This window comes from Halomonas sp. ML-15 (genome assembly GCF_014779595.1).
In the GTDB taxonomy this organism is placed as follows: Bacteria; Pseudomonadota; Gammaproteobacteria; order Pseudomonadales; family Halomonadaceae; genus Franzmannia.
In genome coordinates this window covers 243492-261608 of record NZ_JACXZT010000001.1, presented here as the reverse complement: position 1 = coordinate 261608, position 18117 = coordinate 243492, and the positions used below count along the sequence as shown (strand labels likewise).

Genomic DNA, 18117 nt, shown 5'->3' with positions numbered 1-18117 from the left:
CTCGTCGATGAACGGCTGCCATGCACCGCAGTGCATGGCAGGGGGCAGGGTTATGCAGTAACGGGGTCGGCAATGATCAGCTCGTCGCGCCACACGCCGCGCTCCTGGAAGTAGCGCGCCGCACCTGCATTGACCGGGTACTCCGCCAGCAGGTACTCCACCGCGAACTCCACGCCGATGTCCTGTAGCTGCGAGCCGACGCGGCGGACCTGCTCGGGGTCATCGAAGATGGCCTTGCAGACGGCGTAGGCCTCGTCATCGGTGACGCCGGGCCGAGCCGCCAGGATGCCCGAGATGGCGGGCATCAACATCTCGCCGTCGACCTTGTCCCACTGCTCCTCACTGACCGTGGTTGCCAGCAGGCCTGAGTTGATTTCCTGGGCACGCTCCAGTACCTCGGGGTCGATCGGCAGTACGCGGAATTCGACGCTGCTGTCGATCTCCGCCAGGGCCGGTGAGGCGCGGCCGTTGGTCAAGGTAGAGGGGATCGCATCGACGGATCCCGACTGGAAGGCGCTGAAGGTGTCGTTCCAGGAGCCGTAGGTCCAGTCGACGTCGTCCGCTACGCCGGCCGCTTGAAGAATCGTCTGGTGCATGATGGCGGTGGCCCCACCCGCCGTGGAGGGCATCACGCGCTTACCGGCGAGGTCCGACAGGGATTGAATATCGGAATCGGCGCGCACGATAAGCGGAATGTTCCACACCGTATAGGCGAACATCTGGCGCGCATCGATGGGCTCGGGGAAGGGGCGCTCGCCCTGCGTGGCCGGCGGCCAGTCGGTGGAGGTGGTCTGGCCAAATTCGATCTCTTCGCGGCTGGCCATCACCATGTTCTCGGCGCCGCCGGAGGTGGCCAGGGTGGTGCTGCGGATGTCGCTGTTACGCTGCACGGCCTGGGCGAGTGCCTCGATGATGATATAGCCGGTCGATCCCAGGCTCGCCGAGCCCCAGCGCATCTCGCGGGTGGTCGATGCGGCCAGGATGCCGGGGAACATGGCGACGCCGACACCGACAAGACCGGCCTTGAGCAGTTGACGACGGCGGGCGTCGAGAGGGGTAGTCGCATTGCGGTTGATATTCTGGGTCATGTTGCTGCCTTTGTTGTTGGTGGAGCGGTTGGGTCATACCGATGGCGGCGTTACGCAGATCGCATCAGGTGCCGCGTCCCTGACCTGCTTGGGTGCTGAGTTCGATATCGCGATGGCCGGGTTGTACTTCAAAACGCTGAAAGGTGGTGGGTTGACCATCCCGATCATAGCCGTGCACGCGCCACTGCATGCCGTGCCGGACGTCGTCGGCCAGGTCTAGAAAGTGCCGAGCATCCGCCGAGAAGGGGGCGACGCCGAGGCGATGCATGAAGTAGCTGGTGAGGATGCGCTGAGTCTGGAACAGGTGCTCGTGGAGCGAGAGGCCATCGAAGTCGCTGGCGGGCTTGTCCATCAGGTCGTGGGCGTACTCCAGCGGCAGAAAGAACTCATTGAATGTCCAGGGTTCGCCTTCGACCTGGACCAGGCGCTTGACGACGGCGGCTTCGCGGCGACCGAAGAATGCCGCCAATTCGGAATCGAGCGTCACGGCTTGAATGGCCAGGCCCTGCAGGGTCAGCGGAAGGGGGCGGCCGTTATCGAGAAAGCGGAAGACGCGGATGTCCTCGAACTTGATCTCCTGATCGCGGATGAAAGTACCCCGGCCGTGCTCGCGTACCACGATGCCGTCGTCGGATAGCGCCTTGAGCGCCTTCTGCAGGGTGCCGAGGCTCGCCGGCAGCCGCGCCGAGAGTTCCTGCTCAGAAGGCAGCTTGTCACCGGGCATCAGATGGCCGGCATGCACGGCTTCCTTGATGGCGTTATAGAAACGCGCGTACTTCGGTACGCCGATGCGGTCGTTCTCGAAGTGTGGCAGGCAGGCGCTGACGATCTTGTCGAGTGTCATGGGCGAGTGCTATTCAGTTGTCGTTGCTGTTGTAGTAAATATAGCTATATAGCTCTAATGAGACCGACTGTAAAACATGCTAAGTTCAAGCACAACCTGAGCCGCGCAATATCGACGCCGCGCCTGACAATAAGGAACCCACTACCATGTCCAGCTTGCCGCCGTTCACCACCCGTCCCGAGATCAAGGGCACCTTCGGTGCTGTCAGTACCACGCACTGGCTTGCCTCCAGCGTCGGAATGGCGATGCTGGAGAAAGGCGGGAACGCTTTCGATGCGGCCGTGGCGGCGGGATTCGTGCTGCAGATCGTCGAGCCTCATCTGAATGGCCCGGGAGGCGAGGTGCCGATCATTGCCATGCGTCATGACGATACGGCGCCGAGAGTGATCTGTGGCCAGGGGGTGACGCCTGCTGGGGCCACCGCGGAACACTTTGCCGGGCTGGGGCTCAAGATGGTGCCCGGCACCGGGCTGTTGCCGGCAGTGGTGCCAGGGGCCTTCGGTGCCTGGATGCAACTGCTGCGAGATTACGGCAGCTTGCCGCTGGCGACGGTGCTCGAGCCTGCCATCGGCTATGCGGAGCAAGGCTTTCCGCTGCTGAGCCGTGCGGTGTCCTCAATCCTGCCGGTGATCGACTTCTTCAAGCAGGAGTGGCCGAGTTCCGCCGAGCAGTGGCTGGTAGGTGGCGCTGCGCCACGCCCCGATGCGCTGTTCCGCTCGCCGGGGATTGCGCTGACCTATCGACGCATTCTGGCCGAGGCGACGCTCGCGGGCCCCGATCGTGAGGCGCAGATCGAGCGAGCCCGGGCGTCGTTCTATCAAGGTTTCGTGGCCGAGGCGATCGACGACTTCTACCGTAAGCCGGTGATGGATAGTACCGGTGAGCGTCATGCCGGCGTGTTGACGGGCGACGATATGGCGCGCTGGTCGGCGACCGATGAGGCCACCGTGAGCGCTGAACATGCCGGCTATCGGGTCCATAAGGCTGGCCCCTGGAGCCAGGGGCCAGTCTTTCTCCAGCAGTTGGCGCTGCTCGAGGGGGTGGATTTCTCGGCCTTCGGGCCGGAAAGTACCGAGTTCGTCCACCTGATCGCGGAGTCGGCGAAGCTGGCGTATGCCGACCGCGAGGCGTGGTACGGGGATCCGGCGGCGGCCGACGTGCCGCTCGAGACACTGCTAAGTCCAGAGTATAACGCCGGCCGTCGTCAGTTGATCGGCGACCGGGCCTCCTTCGAGCTCCGTCCGGGGCTTGCCGGAGGGGATGAGCGAATGGCGGCGATCATGGCGCTGGCCGGCAGCGAGCCGACCATCGGGCCCGGGGGCGGTGAACCGACGTTTGCGCCGCTGCCAAGCGTCGAGGGCGATACGGTGCATCTGGATATCGTCGACCGCTTCGGCAACATGGTGTCGGCGACCCCCAGCGGGGGATGGCTGCAAAGCTCACCCAGCGTACCGGGGCTTGGATTTTCGATCTCCACGCGTGCGCAGATGACCTGGCTGACCCCGGGGCTGGCCAGCTCCCTGCGGCCTGGCGTACGCCCGCGAACGACGCTCACGCCGACCCTGGTGACCCGCGATGACAAGCCGGTCATGGCACTTGGCTCGCCGGGCGGCGATCAGCAGGATCAGTGGAGCCTGACGACGTTCTTGCGGATCGTTCACTACGGCTACGATCTGCAGCGGGCGATCGATGCGCCGCAGTTCCAGATTCGCCACTTCCCCGCCTCGTTTCATCCGCGTGAGTGCGTACTGGGTCGGGTGCTGATCGAGAACCGTTTCTCGGCCCAGACGCTGGCGGCCCTGCGCGCGAAAGGCCATGACCTGGCAATCCAGGATGCGTGGGCGCTGGGCCGCGTCTGCGCTGTGGCACGCCGCGACGGCATGCTCCACGCTGGCGCCTCTGCACGGCATATGCAGGGGTATGCGGTGGGGCGTTGAGGTGGTCACTCCGGGGGCGAGGTGACCATAGCCCCCTCGACAAGCCGATCCAGGTAGTCATCCAGTGGTATGGGGCGAGCAATGCCAAATCCTTGCAGGAAGTCGACGCCTAGCCCGACGAGGATCTCTATCTGGGCCTGAGTCTCGACGAATTCGGCGACGACCCGTACGTTGAGGTAGTTGGCCAGTGCACAGGTGCTTCGCACGATCTCCCGGTCGAGGCCGGAAGTGGCGATATCGCGGATGAAGTTCCCGTCTATCTTGATCTCTTCCACGGCATAGTGCTTCAGATAATCGAAAGTGGCGAGCCCGGTGCCGAAGTCGTCAATGGCGAGGCTGACCCCCAGCGATTGGAGGGCCTCGATATTGCGCTGAGCGACTTGGGTGTCGCCGATGTTGCTGGTTTCGGTGATCTCCAGACAGAGCTGCTGGGGTGGCCAGGCATGCTTTGCCAGGATTGTTGCGATGATATCGGGCAGGTGGGTGCTGGCCATGGAGTGGCCCGAGAGGTTGATGGCGATCATCGCCACCTGCTGGCCGCCGGGATGGCTCGCGAGCTTGGCAAGGGCATGATTCAGCACCCACTCGTCGAGCTGGTGCATGAGGCCGAAGGTCTCCGCAATACCCAGGAAGGCGTCGGCCTGGTCGAGGCTGCCATCTGATCGTTGCCAGCGAATCAGAATTTCGGCGCGGTGCCTGTCGGGATGCTTGTACTCGAGAATGGGCTGAACGAAGAGGGTGAATTGGCCATCGCAGGTATCTCCGGCCAGGGCGTTACGCAGGCGACTCGCCCAATTCAAGGTGTCGCGGTGTTGGTCGATCAGCTCAGACGCTGGCGCTTGATGGTGATAAAAACCGGCGTGATCAGGTTGGCTGGTGCGCTGACAGCTGATCAACAGCAGTGAAGTGAGGTGGCGAAAGTCGTCAGGCGTCAAATGATCGATCAGGGCGATCCGCATGTTCAGTCGTGCTGACGAGAGCTGTAGGGACTGGTGCAAGGCGTGCTGTAGACGTCGAGTAAGCGTCAGCGGAGTGGGGCCCTGCTTGCTGATCATCAGCACCGCAAAGAGCCCGGGCTGAAGCCGCGCTCCCAGGCCTTCGCTGGCCGGAATACAGTAACGCAAGGTGTCTGCGATTCGCTGCTCTAGCTGATGTACTTCGTCGACCCCGGTGAGGGTGGCGAGGTCGTCGACATCGGGGATCTGAATGCCGATCATCGCGCATTGCTCGGCGGCAGGATGATGACGGATTCGTGCGGTTAGCCCGAGGTCGTTATACAGGCCCGTCAAGCCATCGTGTAGACGGGCGGTCTTCAATTGGCGATTGGTGATCTCATGGGAGTGGACCGCTTCGATGGCGATAAAGCCGATGAGCGCTGCCGTGAAGATGACCATTTGGCTGTTGAGCATGGCGAGGTCGTCGAACCCGCTGGGGACATTGGTGAACAGGTATAGATGAACCCCGGTCCAAGCCAGCATGAAAATGGGGACAAGCAGGCGTGACAGGCCGGTCGGCAACAGATAGACGGCCAGAATAGGGACGCAGAGTGCCGCATAGGGCACCCAGCGCTGCGGTATTTGTTCGCTGGCGCTGAAAAGCCACAGCATGATCAAGGTCAGCACCGCGCCAATGATCCAGGTGGCGAGCGCCATTTGGCCAACATGCGTGCTGGGGCGGAAGGTTAACAGGCTGCGTCCCTGGCTATGCCACTGGCGTGCCAGTGGCGTGAACAGCAGCACCGAGGTGACCTCAGACAGCCATAGCCCCGTCATCAACTCGATGCTGGGAGCACCCTCTGTGAACTGCCAGACGCCAAGCAGTGTGAAAAGCGAGGCGCTGAACAGGGCAATGATCGGGACCCGTAATAGTCGCCGGGCGCGATCCTGATCAATGTGCTGCTCCAGCCATGTTGAAAAGCCGGCCACGAAGAGCATTACAATCAAGAAAGCCCCGGTACCGACGAGAATATCCTGCGGAGTGTCTCCGCGAGCGATGTTCCAGACTAGCGCCGCGAGGGCGAAAGCAGGCACCAGGCGGATGCCATGGGCGAGGACGCTACCGTAGGCCAGGGCATTGGCAACCCAGAGGGGGGAGATGGGGAGCGTTTCGGACATGGTCGGGAGCGTTAGGCTCACCATTAGAGCGGCACACCACCAGGTGATAAAAGCCTGGGCGCTTTTCTTGCGCCAGCCGTCGCCCATGTCCATTCCCCATTATTATTCTCTGGTAGCTCCTAGCCTAGTCGAATTCTTTCAAGTGGTTACCAACGCTTGGTCACTGCTAGCGAGTTCGAGGATCATGCGACATTTTTACTAGCGGTTCCTCTTACAGCCGTTCCAGCAGCTGCCTGGCCGAGTGCGACTCAAGCGTCATGATCAGCCCGTGGAGATCCTCGGCGTGAGTCCGGCCGATGGCCGGTGTCGCAAGGGCATGGAATTTTCGCGTCAGTTCGTCATCGCTGAGGGGGTTGTGGGGATTGCCCCGGGCTTCGTGTTCGCGACTGCTGTGACGGCTGCCATCGCGCATCTCGAGGGTGACTTGCGCCCAGCGCTCGGCGGGGAAGAGGGCATTGAAGCGCTCGGACTCGATGATCTCGACACGCTCGGCCAGTGCCTGGATGCCAGGATCGTCGAGGGCGTCGGTTACGGCGTGCACGTCGATGGTGCCAAAGCCCAGCGCGCAGGCGACCGACCAGGGCAGGCTGTATTGGGCTTGTTCGGTGGTGGTGGGACGCACGACATGGAGCCGCTTGGCTGCATGGAAGGTGGTGATGGTGATGCGCTCGATGTCGGCGAGATCCTGGCCGTCGTGAGCGAGTTCGAGCACGGCTTCGGTGGCCGGTTGTGCCCAGCGGCAGACCGGATACGCCTTGAAGTATTGCTCGTGCAGGTACCAGCGACTGCCAAGGTCCTGCCAATGTTGTGCGACATCGCTCCCCGCCACGGTGATAGCGGGGGCTCCAGTAAAGCCATCCTGGGCGAGAAGCGCCGCGGCGATGCCTGCTTGCGCGCCCCAGCCTGAACCGTCCTTGACCATAGTGGGGTGATCGATGCAGCGCATCATCTGGCTGCGCGGAGCGTAGAACTCTGCAATGCCCAAGGCCTCGTGAAGGCGCTGCCGGTCGAGCCGTAGCAGCCTCGCGGCAACCGCAGCCACGCCGATGGCGTTCCAGGCGCCCGAGGTGTGGTAATCGCAGGCGCTGGCATGCAGGGCGATGCCAGCGCGGGTGGCGACTTCATAGCCCATCACCAGCAGGCCCAGCAGTTCGCGACCGGAGAGTTTTTCGGCCTCTGGCAGTGCCATGATGCCCGGCACCAGAGCAACCCCACAGTGGCCCTTGGTGAGGACCTGGCCGTCGTGTGCGTCGAGCGCATCGATCATCCAGGCGCCGTGGAGGGCAACGCCGGATGCCGACGCCGTGGCGGTGGAGAACAGCAGCGGTCGATTGCCCCCATGCTGGCTGACCACATAGCGTTCGGCATGCTTTGCCAGTGAGGTGCGGCTTGCGCCAGCGGCAACGCCGAGGGTGTCGAGGAGTGCGCGCTTGGCCTGGGCCAGGTGCTCTTCGCCCAAGGCCTCCAGGTCGACGTTGAGGATCCAGTCGATCGCTGTGAAATTCATGTCATTGACGTGCATGGCGAGCTTCATCCCTGATAGCGGTGAGTGACGACTGATGGCTGGGCGTGGTAAGTAGAGGGCCCATTCGCCAGTTGCTTTGTGAAGGAACCCCGCCATGAGCCACTCCGCCGAAGGCTACCGTGTCGCCGCTGCCCAGATGAACTGCGAGCTGGGACACCTCGAGGCCAATATGTCGGTGCATCGTGAACTGATCGCCGAGGCCAGGTCGCAACGGGCCGATGTGCTGGTGTTCCCCGAGCTGTCGCTGACGGGCTACGGCCTCGGTGCGCGGGTACCGGCGGTGGCGATGGCAGCCGATGATCCACGCCTGCTGAGACTGGCCCGAGAGGCGGGCGAGATGCTGGCGGTAGTCGGGTTCGTCGAACGTATCGGGCGCGGTGAGTTTGCCAACGCCGTGGCGTGTGTGCAGAACGGTGAGGTGCTGGCGGTGCATCGCAAGGTCAATCTCTGCACCTATGGGGCGCATGAAGAGGGCAAGGTGTTCAGCAAGGGGCAGCGCCTTACGCAGGTAACCTCGCGGGGGCTGGCCTGTGGTGTGACGATCTGTGCGGATCTGTGGAATCCCGGCTTGGTGCATGCGGCGATGCTCGAGCGGCCCGATGTGCTGCTGACCTCGATCAACTCGGCCACTGGCATGGTCGATGGTGATTTCGATGATCAGGCCAACTGGCAGATGTGCCTGCGCTTCTACGCCATGATGTACGGCACGCCGCTGGTAATGGCGCACCGCTCTGGCGCCGAGGGTGATGCCTGGTTCTGGGGCGGCAGCTGTATCGTCGATGCGGGCGGCCGGGTGCTGGCCCGCGCCGAGGACGGCGTTGGGGTGGTGTCGGCTGACCTCGACATGGCCGATATCGAGGCGGCGCGTTTTGCCATGCCGACCCACCGTGATGCCGATACGCCCTTGGTGGCCTCGTTGATGGCACGTCGGGCGCGGGTGGAACGGGGAGAGTGACCCTCTAGACATGGTGGCGTTTGCGCCTGGTGCTCCAGCGCCGGTCCATGAAGCGTTCGCCGTTCTCGTAGGCCTGAAGCCGGGCCTCGAGATAGAACCACTCGCTGTCGCAGTGTAGTGCCGCCCAGGTTTCGGTGTGGGCCTGCCAGTCGCCGCGACTGAAGTGCTGGGTCCAGCTCTTGCTCATCCGCGCGCTGTCCGGGTGGCGTGGATCGATAAGGTAACGCTCATCGGCGCTGGCGGTGTTGACCAGGCCGTGGTCGTAGGTGACCTCGCCAAAGTCGTCGACGATTTCGTGTCGGGTGTGGCCATCTGCCAGGGCGTGCACGACATCGCGGCGGTGGCTGCCGTGCCGCGTTTGCCGGCTGTGTAGTGGCCCGCCATGTTCTGCTGGCGCAAAGTGCACGGGGATCTCTATCGCGGGCGAGCTGCGTTCGGGTACATGAAGCTGCGACGCGTCGGGATAGAGCGTCAGGGTAACCGGACGGGGGCTGGGCCATACCAGCGGCCAGTAATCGGTGGTCACGGAGACGCGCAGTCGGTGGCCCGGAGCCAGCTGGTGGCAGGCCTGGTTGAGCGAGACCTCGACGTCAAGGGGCGTGTCGCAGGGCACCGCTTGTGGCTCGCTGTGACTGTTCCGATGGCAGAGATTCAGCACGCCGTAGCTGATGCGCTGTGAAATACCGGTTGGCGAGACGTCGCACAGCCGCACGATGAGGTTGGCCTGGGGCTGATCCACGCTGACGCGCATGGCGAGTCGTGGACGGCCAAGCAGGGTCAAGGTGTCGCTTAACGGCTGGCTATCGAAGACCAGGGAGTGGGCATCGTCCTGACGCTGGTCGCCGGCGATTTCTGGTCCGCTGCAGTGGGGAATGTATTCCCCACACTGGCGGCCGTTGTCGGCCGGGGCACGCAGCGTAAGCGGTGGACAGGTTGTATCGTCGGGAGGCGTGGCGTGCAGAGTACCGTCGCCCAGCGGGTAGGTCGTGTCGGCCACCTTGGGCGTCGGCCAGCTCGGCTCGCCGAGCCAGTGCCCCGGGGTGTGCAGGCTGTCGGGGTCTGCGCCGGAAAATTGCTGGCAATATACGCGATAGAGCGGCTCATCCATGATGCCGGTGTTCCGGCCTTTCAGCCAGTAGTCCCACCAGCGCAGGGCTTCTTGCAGGAAGCCGATGGTGGGGCCCGGCATGGCAACATGCGGGTAGGCATGCGGCCAGGGGCCAACGATGCCGAGTCGTGGGCAGGTGGCGTGCTGCATCAGCTCGGCCACGAAGTTGACGTAGGCATCGGCCCAGCCGGTCACGGCCAGGACCGGCGTCTTCAGGCGGCGGTAGTCTTCACAGATAGAGCCATGCTGCCAGTAGGCGTCGCGGGTCTGGTGTGCGAACCAGTTTTCGGCAACGAACGGTTGGCGTTCGAGCCGGTGCCGCCACTGCTCACGCCAGTCGTCTCGTAGCGCTGGGTCGGGAGGGCGTGACATGAATGACAGCGAGGTGGCGGCCCAGCCAAAATTCTCGTTGAGCACGCAGCCGCCTTTGTAGTGCACGTCATCGTGGTAGCGGTCCACGGTGGCGCCGACGGCAATGATGGCCTTGAGTGCTGGCGGCTGTCGCGAGGCGACCTGCAGCGAATTGAAGCCGCCCCAGGAGATACCCATCATGCCGACCTCGCCGCTGCACCAGGGCTGCTCGGCGATCCAGGCGATGGCCGCGATGATGTCATCCTGCTCCTGGGGCAGGTATTCGTCCTCGAGTACACCATCGGACTCGCCGCTGCCGCGCAGGTCGATTCGTAGCGCGGCATAGCCGTGGCCGGCAAAGTAGGGGTGCGTGCGCTCGTCGTCGATACTGGTGGCGTCGCGCTTGCGGTAGGGGATGCATTCGATGATGGCCGGTACCGGTGAGCCTTCCGCAGGCCGCCATAGCCGGGCCGCCAGTCGCGTGCCATCGGGTAGCGGAATCCACAGGTTGGGGGTCTCGGTAATCGGCAGGGGGAATGCCTGCACTTCGCGGCTATCGGGTTGAGCACCGCTGGGGAACATAGGGATAAGACTCTTGGCCGGGACGTATGACCAGGGAGCGGCGCGATAAGCGGTGCCCCCTGGGGCATTGCATGTCAATCAATCGATCAGGCCGTGCTCTGCCAGGTAGCTGGCCGCCACGCGGCCGATTTCTTCGCCTTCGACATCGACGCGACTGTTGAGCTCGATCAGCAGGTCATCGTTGAGTGTCGCGGCCATGGCGTTGAGCAGCTCCTCTAGCTCGGGATGTGCGGCGAGAGTCTCTTCGCGCACGACCGGCGCCAACGCATAAACGGGAAAGAATTCCTGGTCATCGTCGAGTACACGGAAGTTGAACGCGCCGTTACGGCCGTCAGTGGCGAATACCAGCGCGACATCGGCATTCTCGTCGCGCAGGGCATTGTAGGTGAGGCCGGAGTCCATTCTCGTCACACGGTCGCGGGGAAACTCGAAACCGTAGGCCTCCTGGAGAGGACGCAGGCCGTCGTCCCGGGCATAGAACTCGGCATTCGAGGCGAGTACCAGTTCTTCACCGGCGTTCAGTGCGTCGGCCAGGTCGCTCATGGTAGCGATGCCACGGGCCTCGGCGTCGTCCTCGCGCATGGCCAGGGCGTAGGTGTTATTGGTATCGGTAGGGTCGAGCCATACCAGCCCTTTTTCGGCATCCAATTCCTTGGCAATGCGATATGTCTCTTCGGCGTTCTCGGGTTGGGGTTGTTCATTGAACAGGATCACCGAGTTGCCGGTGTATTCCCAATACAGGTCGACCTGACCATTTTCTTGCGCCTGACGTAGCACGCTGGTGCCAAGGCCTTCGCGCTGATCGACCTCATAGCCATGATGCTCGAGGTACTGGGCGGTAGCCGAAGTGAGCAGTAAATGCTCGGTATAATTTAACCCGCCTACGACGATTTCATCGGCGTTGGCGTGACCGAAAGAAGCCGTCATGGCAATGGCGGAAACCAGTAATGTTTTCGAGATACGTGGCATTGTGATGTCCCCAGCGGTGTGATTTGTAATAATCAAACGATGGTAGCATGCGGATCACCGCTGCCTGATGAGCATCTGAAATACCTGCCATTGTTATGACTTATTCTTCGAGGCGATGCCGCTGCTCGATCATAGATGCATGTATTGACAGGTTGGCAGATGCTTCTGGCCGGTAGCTTCCCGTATCAGGGGACGCTGAAGGGGGAGGGCTAAAAGTGGTAAGCGATCATGGCCGTGGTGAGATTGAGGTGCTCGAGGCGCGGTGCATCGATGCGTTCATACTGCAGGTGTGCCACGGTGCGGGGGGTGAAGTTCATGCGTGCGCCGAAGCCGTGGACCTGAGCGGTGCCGCCCATGGCCATATCCATTTCCTGGGAGTCGCTGCCGGCCAGGGTGGTCTCCAGGTCGCCGCTCCAGTCGGTCAGGCCGGATTTGGCGAACAGACTGAATCTGCCCAGGTGCAAGCCGGCCGTTACGGCTCCCTGCAGGCTGGTGGTGTTGAGTAGCACCGGCTGGTTGTCGATGGCGGTAGGGGCCTCGTCGGTGACCAGGTAGGTGATTTCGGCACCGATGCCTAGGTTGGGCATTTTGGGCAGCATGTAGCCGGCCAGCAGACGAAAACCTGAAGTGGCGCCGTCCGGCATGGCCATTTCAGCCCCTTCCAGCACCACGCCGTTGTCGAGTATCGCCAGCTCGGTAAAGTCACCGTTGACGTGATGGGGTATGGCGTCTTCATCGGCCAAGGCGGCCCCCATGGCAAGTGCCATGGCCGGTATCAGCGCGTAGCGCGATAGACGATGAAGCGAGCTATTCATGGGTTACCCGGGTATGCGTTGCGTGTCACGTTATGGCGACACAGTGCTACTACCTTAGTCTGTTTGGCGGCCACCTTCCAATCAGTCGGCTGCTTTAGCGCGACGAGAGTCGGAACAGCAGGTACTTGATCAGTAGCGTGAGGGCGAATACCAGCCACCCCGACGTGGCCAAGACATTGTACATGAGCATTTTCTGCTGGCCACTGAGCGGCGTCAACAGACCCTCGATCAATGCACCAAAGAACAGGGCCAGCAGCAGCGGCAGTGCAATGATGTGCATCAGCATCTCGGTGCGCCGACGGCGGATGCGGTAGCGCTGCAGGGTGAGACGAAACGGTCGATGCGCCCAGCAGACGAATACCAGCGTGGCGGTGACGCTGAGCATGGCGACGCTGGGCAGCGGCTCGCCAATCGCTGCTGAATAACTGACCGACCATGCCAGCAACAGCCAGAGGCCACCTTCTAACAGGGCGACGAAATCGCCCGACGTGCGTACCGCTAGCATTATCGTGTCCTGTCTCTGCTTATCGCGACCAGCCTACCTTATGTTGCGGAGCGTTTATGCCATAGCCGGCGCACCCAGTGCCAGCGATTGATCAGCAATGCGGTAAAGATCAGGGCACAGCCAAGCCACTGCAGCGGGTTCATGGCCTCATTCAACCACCTTGCCGCGGCGCTTGGCAGGAGGGCGGCAAGAAGAAATGTCGCGACGATAAACAGCGCGACAGCGTTCGTCTATAATGGCCCGGATTTTCGCCATGCGATGGTATAACGACAGCGTATTTTTCAACTAAGGGCCGCCCGTGACTCAGATTACCTTGACCCAACCCGACGACTGGCACCTGCACCTGCGTGATGGTGCCGCCCTGGCCGCGGTGCTGGCCTACAGCGCGCGCCAGTTCGGCCGTGCCATCATCATGCCCAATCTGACGCCGCCGGTGACCACCACCGAACAGGCCGTCGCCTACCGCCAGCGCATCCTCGAGGCGCTCCCCGAGGGCAGTACCTTCGAGCCGCTGATGACGCTGTATCTCACCGACAATACGCCAGCGGACGAGATAGAGCGGGCCAAGGCCAGCGGCATCGTGCATGCGGTCAAGCTATATCCGGCTGGGGCGACCACCAACTCGGACTCCGGGGTGACCGATATCGACCACTGCTCGCGGGCGATCGAGGCCATGGAGCGGGTCGGGTTGCCGCTGCTGGTGCACGGTGAGGTGACCAGTCCCGAGATCGATATCTTCGATCGTGAGGCGGTCTTCATCGAAAGGGTGATGGCGCCGCTGTTGATCCGCTTTCCACAACTCAAGGTGGTGTTCGAGCACATCACGACCGAGGATGCGGTGAGCTTCGTGCGTGAGTCTTCGGCCAATATCGCTGCCACCATCACCGCCCACCACCTGCTGTTCAACCGCAATCATATGCTGGTCGGTGGCATCAAGCCGCACTACTACTGCCTGCCGGTGCTCAAGCGTGAGCGGCATCGTGATGCACTGCTGGCGGCGGCGACCTCGGGCAGCCGCAAGTTCTTCCTCGGTACCGACAGCGCTCCTCATGCGCGTGGTGACAAGGAGTCGGCCTGCGGCTGCGCCGGGGCGTTTACGGCGCCGGCGGCCATCGAGCTGTACGCCATGGCGTTCGAACAGGCCGGCAAGCTCGACCAGTTGGAAGGCTTCGCCAGCCACCACGGGCCGGACTTCTATGGGCTGTCGCGCAACCCGCGTCAGATAACCCTGGCGCACGAGAGCTGGCAGCTGCCCGAGACGCTACCTTATGTCGGTGATGGCGTGATCGTGCCGCTGCTGGCAGGTGAGACGCTCCCCTGGCGTCTACTCTGAGTGACGCCTGCAGGACGCCCCTGGTCGCACTGGGGGCTGTTGCTCAGCCTGGTGATGCTGTGGGGTAGCTCGTTCTCGCTGACGCGGATTGCCGTGGCACAGCTGACGCCGTCAATGGTGGTAATGGGGCGTAATGCGGTGGCGGCGCTGCTGCTATGTGGTCTGCTGCTGGTATGGCGTCGCGGCCTGCCAAGGGGCCGGCGGGTATGGGGCTATATGGCGGTCATCGCGGTGATCGGCAACGCCATGCCGTTCCTGCTGATCAGCTGGGGGCAGCAGCGGATCGACAGCGGTCTGGCCGGTATCCTGATGGCGGCGATGCCGCTGGTTACCCTGGTGCTGGCACACTTCTTCATCGATGGTGAGCGCCTGGCGCGGCATAGAGTCGTGGGCTTTGTGGTGGGGTTCGCCGGTATCGTGGTGCTGATCGGACCGGCTGCTCTGGCCGAGCTGGGCGGGCAGGGGGAAACCCTGATCGCCCAACTGGCCGTGCTGGGTGCCTCGATCTGCTATGCGGTGAACACCATCGTGGCACGGCGCAAGCCGGCAAGCGACGTGTATGCCACCTCGGCGGTGGTGCTGGGAATGGCAATGTTGTTGACGCTGCCGATGGCCTTGGCACCGGTGTGGAGCGTGGCGCTGCCGATGCCTGACCCCTCCGCTGCGGCGCTGTGGGCGGTGGTGCTGCTCGGGGTCATGAGCACGGCGGCGGGTAGCGTGGTCTATTTCAAGCTGATTGCCGCTGCCGGGCCGACCTTTCTTTCATTGATCAACTATCTGATCCCACTGTGGGCGGTGATGATCGGTACGCTGTTCATGGCCGAGCGCCTGGCCTGGAATCATCTGCTGGCACTGGTACTGATCCTGCTCGGGGTGGCGGTATCGCAGCGACGGGTCACGGCGCCGGGCGGGTGACCAACTGGCCCTGCTCGATATCGAGCCGCCGCTGGCGACCGGCCAGCATCGCGCAGCTCCCGGCGACGCCGGTGATCAGCATCAACAGCAGGCTGATCAGCCGGTTGCTGGCCCCGAACTGCAGCATCACGCCGACGCTGAGCGGTCCGGCGGCGGCCATGCAGTAGCCGATGCCCTGGACCATGCCGGAGAGTTGGCCGGCCAGCTGGGAGGTGCCGCTGCGCAGTACGATGAGGGTCAGCGCCAGACTGAAACAACCGCCCTGGCCAATGCCGAGCAGGGCGGCCCCGAGCCAGCGTGCTTCCAGTGAGCCAAGCAGCAGGATCAGCAGGCCGGCGGCGCTTGCCCCCAGCAGCAGCAGCGCCGCCAGGCGCTGGTCGCGCCCCAGGCGGGCCAGCCAGGGGGCAGCCAGGGCGGCGAGCAGCTGAGACATCACCGACATTGCCAACAGCCAGCCGGCTTCGCCCTCGCTCAGGCCACGTCGCTGCATCAATACCGGCAGCCAGCCGAACACGATGTAGGCCAGCGACGACTGGCTGCCCATGAAGCCGGTGACCTGCCAGGCCAGCGGTGAACGCAGCAGCGAGATCGGCACCGTTGCCTGGCCAGCAGAGATTGCGACAGGACGGGGCTGAGGCATGCCGAGTCGCCAGGCCAGGCAGGCGGCCAGCGCCAGCATCGACCAACTGGCCAGGCTCAGCTGCCAACTGCCGAGCAGGTTGGCCAGCGGCACGCTGATACCGGCGCCGAGAGCGCCCCCCAGGCACAGCGCCATGGTATAGACGCCGGTCATCAGGTCGGCGCCGCGAGGCAGCTCACGTTTGACCAGGCCGGGTAGCAGGCTGCCGCAGACGCCGATAGCCGCCCCCACCAGCAGCGTGCCGATAAACAGCAGCCACAGGTGGGGCAAGGCGCGAATCACCAGTGCTACGGCTAGCGTCAGCAAGCCCAGGGAGAGTGCGCGCTCCGGTCCCAGGCGGCGTGATAGCCGCGGCGCCAGCGGTGCAAATAGTCCCAGGCATAGCACCGGCAGGGTCGTCAGGGCACCGACCCCCAAGGGGGTCAGGCCAGCTTCCTGCTGGATACGTCCCAGCAGCGGGGCGAGTGAGGAGAGGGCCGGTCGCAGGTTGAGCCCTACCAGCACCATCAGGCCGATGAAAGCGGCCAAGCGGTGAGCACCACGCTGCGCGGGGAGAGGTGCGTCACTCATCGGCGGCGGTCGGGGTCCTTGTCGAGCGGCGGAAGTATCTCCAGGGCGTCGAGGGAGGTGAACTGGACGTTGGACTCGTCATGACTGACGGATGCCGCCTTGTCGCGAATCGCCGAGACGTCCTCGACGCTGATGCGCTGAGGAATACCATTGATCTGGCCATGGGTGACGGTGAGTCGGCCCTCGTAGACCCAGCAGCGCTGGGGGACCCAGGAGACGCAATAGCGTTTGCCCTGCCACTCGGCCTGATCCTGGCCAACCAAGGTCAGCTCCTCGACGGGGGCGAGGGCGGCAAATAGCCGGGTATTGAGCACCAGGGCACTGTCGTGCATGCGAATTGCACCGTCGAAACGGTTCTCTTGCAGTGCCTTGAGGGCGTTGCGTTCGTGGGACTCGAGCTGGCCACGGCCACAGAGATGCAGCAGGTCGTTGTCGATCTGCTTGACGGCCCAGGCCTCAGGTAACTTGTTGCGCTTGAACCAGTCGAGCATGCAGCGAGATCTTCGGCGGAAATGGGACTTAATTCTACCACGCATCAAGGCACTGACCCGTGTCGAGATGTAAACAGGCGTTCGTTAGTCAACATGCATAAATGCAGCACAGGTAATATTCAACGTTGATTGTCCCCTGGTGGGGTTGTGGTCCCCCCCGGCTGCGACTAATGTCGACGCAGTGGTTTACAAAACAACGACAAATTCAGGGAAGTGGCATGATCGATACTTCGGAAGCTGAGTCGGTGGCGTCCGCGACGTCTGACCAGGCAGACGCCCACGAAATCTTTGCGCGTTTTACCAACGTCCAGAAGAGTTATGACGGCGTCGAACTGGTGGTCAAGGATTTCAACCTGGACATCCGCAAGGGCGAGTTCGTGACGCTGCTGGGGCCGTCGGGCTCCGGCAAGACGACCTGCCTGATGATGATGGCGGGTTTCGAAACGCCTACCCACGGCGAAATTCTTCTCAAGGGCGAACCGATCAGCGGTTTGCCTCCCCACAAGCGCGGCATCGGCATGGTGTTTCAGAACTATGCGCTGTTTCCGCACATGACCGTAGCCGAGAACCTCGCCTTTCCCCTCGAAGTACGCCATCTCAGCAAGGCGCAGACCAAGGAGAAGGTGGCTCGGGCGCTTGCGATGGTGCGTCTCGAGGAGTTCGGCGACCGTCGGCCGGCGCAGCTCTCCGGCGGTCAGCAGCAGCGCGTGGCGCTGGCTCGGGCGCTGGTGTTCGAGCCCGAACTGGTGCTGATGGATGAGCCCCTGGGGGCGCTCGACAAGAACCTGCGCGAGGAGATGCAGTACGAGATCAAGCGCATTCATGCCAGCCTCGGGGTGACCATGATCTACGTTACCCACGACCAGACCGAAGCGCTGACCATGTCCGATCGCATCGCGGTCTTCAACGACGGCGTGGTCCAGCAGCTGGCCTCCCCGGATGAACTTTACGAGCGGCCGGAGAATGCCTTCGTTGCCTATTTCATTGGCGAGAACAATCGCCTTTTGGGCGAGGTAAGCGAACGCGTCGGTGACGACTGCAAGGTGCGTCTCGACAGCGGTGACACGGTGATCGCCAAGCCGGTAGCGGTAGGTGGCGTGGGCTCGCGTACCACCTTGTCGCTGCGCCCTGAACGGGTCAGCATCCTGCACGGCGATGCCGCGGAGCAGTTTGACAATCAGTTTACCGCCACGGTGCAGGAGGTCATATACCTGGGCGATCACTTGCGCACTCGCCTCTCGGTGTGTGGCAACGATGAATTCATTCTCAAGACGCCCAATGCGCAGGGATTTGGCGTCATGCGTCCCGGTCAGCAGATTCAGGTGGGCTGGTCGAGCGCCGACTGTCGCGCACTGGATGCCTGAGGGGGCGTCAG

15 protein-coding genes are annotated in these 18117 nt (G+C 63.1%); 5 read left to right on the top strand and 10 right to left on the bottom strand.

The window, feature by feature from the left end; all coding sequences use genetic code 11:
* Positions 1 to 50: 50 nt before the first annotated feature.
* Complete coding sequence (locus IEI94_RS01235; protein WP_191164764.1) at positions 51 to 1088, bottom strand: TAXI family TRAP transporter solute-binding subunit; 1038 nt, start codon at positions 1086 to 1088, stop codon at positions 51 to 53.
* A gap of 64 nt (positions 1089 to 1152) precedes the next feature.
* Positions 1153 to 1932 (bottom strand): GntR family transcriptional regulator, encoded by a 780-nt coding sequence (locus IEI94_RS01230; RefSeq protein WP_191164762.1) that lies wholly within the window; start codon positions 1930 to 1932, stop codon positions 1153 to 1155.
* 146 nt (positions 1933 to 2078) lie between these two features.
* Here IEI94_RS01230 and IEI94_RS01225 point away from each other — a divergent pair, with 146 nt between their 5' ends.
* A complete protein-coding gene (locus IEI94_RS01225) occupies positions 2079 to 3869 on the top strand; it encodes a gamma-glutamyltransferase family protein (RefSeq protein ID WP_191164760.1) in 1791 nt (596 codons plus the stop codon).
* Positions 3870 to 3874: 5 nt separating this feature from the next.
* On the opposite strand, the gene IEI94_RS01220 is transcribed toward IEI94_RS01225, so the two are convergent.
* Together IEI94_RS01220 and IEI94_RS01215 are read right to left on the bottom strand one after the other, a co-directional pair.
* The gene (locus IEI94_RS01220) at positions 3875 to 5983 is read right to left on the bottom strand and encodes an EAL domain-containing protein (protein ID WP_191164758.1); all 2109 of its coding nucleotides are present in this window, start codon (positions 5981 to 5983) and stop codon (positions 3875 to 3877) included.
* A 211-nt stretch (positions 5984 to 6194) separates the two neighbouring features.
* Complete coding sequence (locus IEI94_RS01215; RefSeq protein WP_224749854.1) at positions 6195 to 7505, bottom strand: MmgE/PrpD family protein; 1311 nt, start codon at positions 7503 to 7505, stop codon at positions 6195 to 6197.
* Positions 7506 to 7602: 97 nt separating this feature from the next.
* Here IEI94_RS01215 and IEI94_RS01210 point away from each other — a divergent pair, with 97 nt between their 5' ends.
* Positions 7603 to 8463 (top strand): nitrilase-related carbon-nitrogen hydrolase, encoded by an 861-nt coding sequence (locus IEI94_RS01210; RefSeq protein WP_191164757.1) that lies wholly within the window; start codon positions 7603 to 7605, stop codon positions 8461 to 8463.
* 4 nt (positions 8464 to 8467) lie between these two features.
* Here the strand turns inward: IEI94_RS01210 and IEI94_RS01205 are convergent, their stop codons facing one another.
* The 4 genes from IEI94_RS01205 to IEI94_RS01190 form a co-directional block, all read right to left on the bottom strand.
* On the bottom strand, positions 8468 to 10504 hold the full coding sequence (locus tag IEI94_RS01205) for a CocE/NonD family hydrolase (protein WP_191164755.1): 2037 nt from the start codon (positions 10502 to 10504) through the stop codon (positions 8468 to 8470).
* 78 nt (positions 10505 to 10582) lie between these two features.
* Positions 10583 to 11431 carry a glycine betaine ABC transporter substrate-binding protein gene (locus IEI94_RS01200; protein WP_224749853.1) on the bottom strand — a complete coding sequence of 283 codons (849 nt, stop codon included), beginning with the start codon at positions 11429 to 11431 and terminating at the stop codon, positions 10583 to 10585.
* A 251-nt stretch (positions 11432 to 11682) separates the two neighbouring features.
* Entirely contained in the window at positions 11683 to 12288 is a 606-nt protein-coding gene (locus IEI94_RS01195) for an outer membrane beta-barrel protein (RefSeq protein WP_191164751.1), read from the bottom strand.
* Positions 12289 to 12382: 94 nt separating this feature from the next.
* A complete protein-coding gene (locus IEI94_RS01190; protein WP_191164749.1) occupies positions 12383 to 12793 on the bottom strand; it encodes a hypothetical protein in 411 nt (136 codons plus the stop codon).
* A 298-nt stretch (positions 12794 to 13091) separates the two neighbouring features.
* Between IEI94_RS01190 and pyrC the strand changes: the two genes are divergently transcribed.
* Positions 13092 to 14126: a dihydroorotase gene (gene pyrC / locus IEI94_RS01185; protein ID WP_191164747.1), complete on the top strand. Its 1035-nt coding sequence runs from the start codon at positions 13092 to 13094 to the stop codon at positions 14124 to 14126.
* On the top strand, positions 14127 to 15041 hold the full coding sequence (locus IEI94_RS01180) for a DMT family transporter (RefSeq protein WP_318153336.1): 915 nt from the start codon (positions 14127 to 14129) through the stop codon (positions 15039 to 15041).
* Here the strand turns inward: IEI94_RS01180 and IEI94_RS01175 are convergent.
* Both IEI94_RS01175 and IEI94_RS01170 read right to left on the bottom strand, forming a co-directional pair.
* A complete protein-coding gene (locus tag IEI94_RS01175; protein WP_224749852.1) occupies positions 15022 to 16251 on the bottom strand; it encodes an MFS transporter in 1230 nt (409 codons plus the stop codon). The genes IEI94_RS01180 and IEI94_RS01175 overlap by 20 nt on opposite strands.
* Positions 16248 to 16742: a hypothetical protein gene (locus IEI94_RS01170; RefSeq protein ID WP_191164745.1), complete on the bottom strand. Its 495-nt coding sequence runs from the start codon at positions 16740 to 16742 to the stop codon at positions 16248 to 16250. Before IEI94_RS01170 ends, IEI94_RS01175 begins: the two co-directional genes overlap by 4 nt.
* A 218-nt stretch (positions 16743 to 16960) precedes the next feature.
* Between IEI94_RS01170 and IEI94_RS01165 the strand changes: the two genes are divergently transcribed.
* Positions 16961 to 18106 carry an ABC transporter ATP-binding protein gene (locus IEI94_RS01165; RefSeq protein WP_191164743.1) on the top strand — a complete coding sequence of 382 codons (1146 nt, stop codon included), beginning with the start codon at positions 16961 to 16963 and terminating at the stop codon, positions 18104 to 18106.
* The last annotated feature ends 11 nt before the right edge of the window (positions 18107 to 18117 follow it).

Excerpts from the sequence above, each read along its gene's own strand:
- IEI94_RS01235 (WP_191164764.1), bottom strand. The coding sequence starts at position 1,088 with ATGACCCAGAATATCAACCGCAATGCGACTACCCCTCTCGACGCCCGC.
- IEI94_RS01165 (WP_191164743.1), top strand. The coding sequence starts at position 16,961 with ATGATCGATACTTCGGAAGCTGAGTCGGTGGCGTCCGCGACGTCTGAC.
- IEI94_RS01175 (WP_224749852.1), bottom strand. The coding sequence starts at position 16,251 with ATGAGTGACGCACCTCTCCCCGCGCAGCGTGGTGCTCACCGCTTGGCC.
- IEI94_RS01170 (WP_191164745.1), bottom strand. The coding sequence starts at position 16,742 with ATGCTCGACTGGTTCAAGCGCAACAAGTTACCTGAGGCCTGGGCCGTC.
- IEI94_RS01190 (WP_191164749.1), bottom strand. The coding sequence starts at position 12,793 with ATGCTAGCGGTACGCACGTCGGGCGATTTCGTCGCCCTGTTAGAAGGT.
- IEI94_RS01215 (WP_224749854.1), bottom strand. The coding sequence starts at position 7,505 with ATGCACGTCAATGACATGAATTTCACAGCGATCGACTGGATCCTCAAC.
- IEI94_RS01220 (WP_191164758.1), bottom strand. The coding sequence starts at position 5,983 with ATGTCCGAAACGCTCCCCATCTCCCCCCTCTGGGTTGCCAATGCCCTG.
- IEI94_RS01225 (WP_191164760.1), top strand. The coding sequence starts at position 2,079 with ATGTCCAGCTTGCCGCCGTTCACCACCCGTCCCGAGATCAAGGGCACC.
- IEI94_RS01200 (WP_224749853.1), bottom strand. The coding sequence starts at position 11,431 with ATGACGGCTTCTTTCGGTCACGCCAACGCCGATGAAATCGTCGTAGGC.
- IEI94_RS01210 (WP_191164757.1), top strand. The coding sequence starts at position 7,603 with ATGAGCCACTCCGCCGAAGGCTACCGTGTCGCCGCTGCCCAGATGAAC.
- IEI94_RS01205 (WP_191164755.1), bottom strand. The coding sequence starts at position 10,504 with ATGTTCCCCAGCGGTGCTCAACCCGATAGCCGCGAAGTGCAGGCATTC.
- IEI94_RS01195 (WP_191164751.1), bottom strand. The coding sequence starts at position 12,288 with ATGAATAGCTCGCTTCATCGTCTATCGCGCTACGCGCTGATACCGGCC.
- IEI94_RS01230 (WP_191164762.1), bottom strand. The coding sequence starts at position 1,932 with ATGACACTCGACAAGATCGTCAGCGCCTGCCTGCCACACTTCGAGAAC.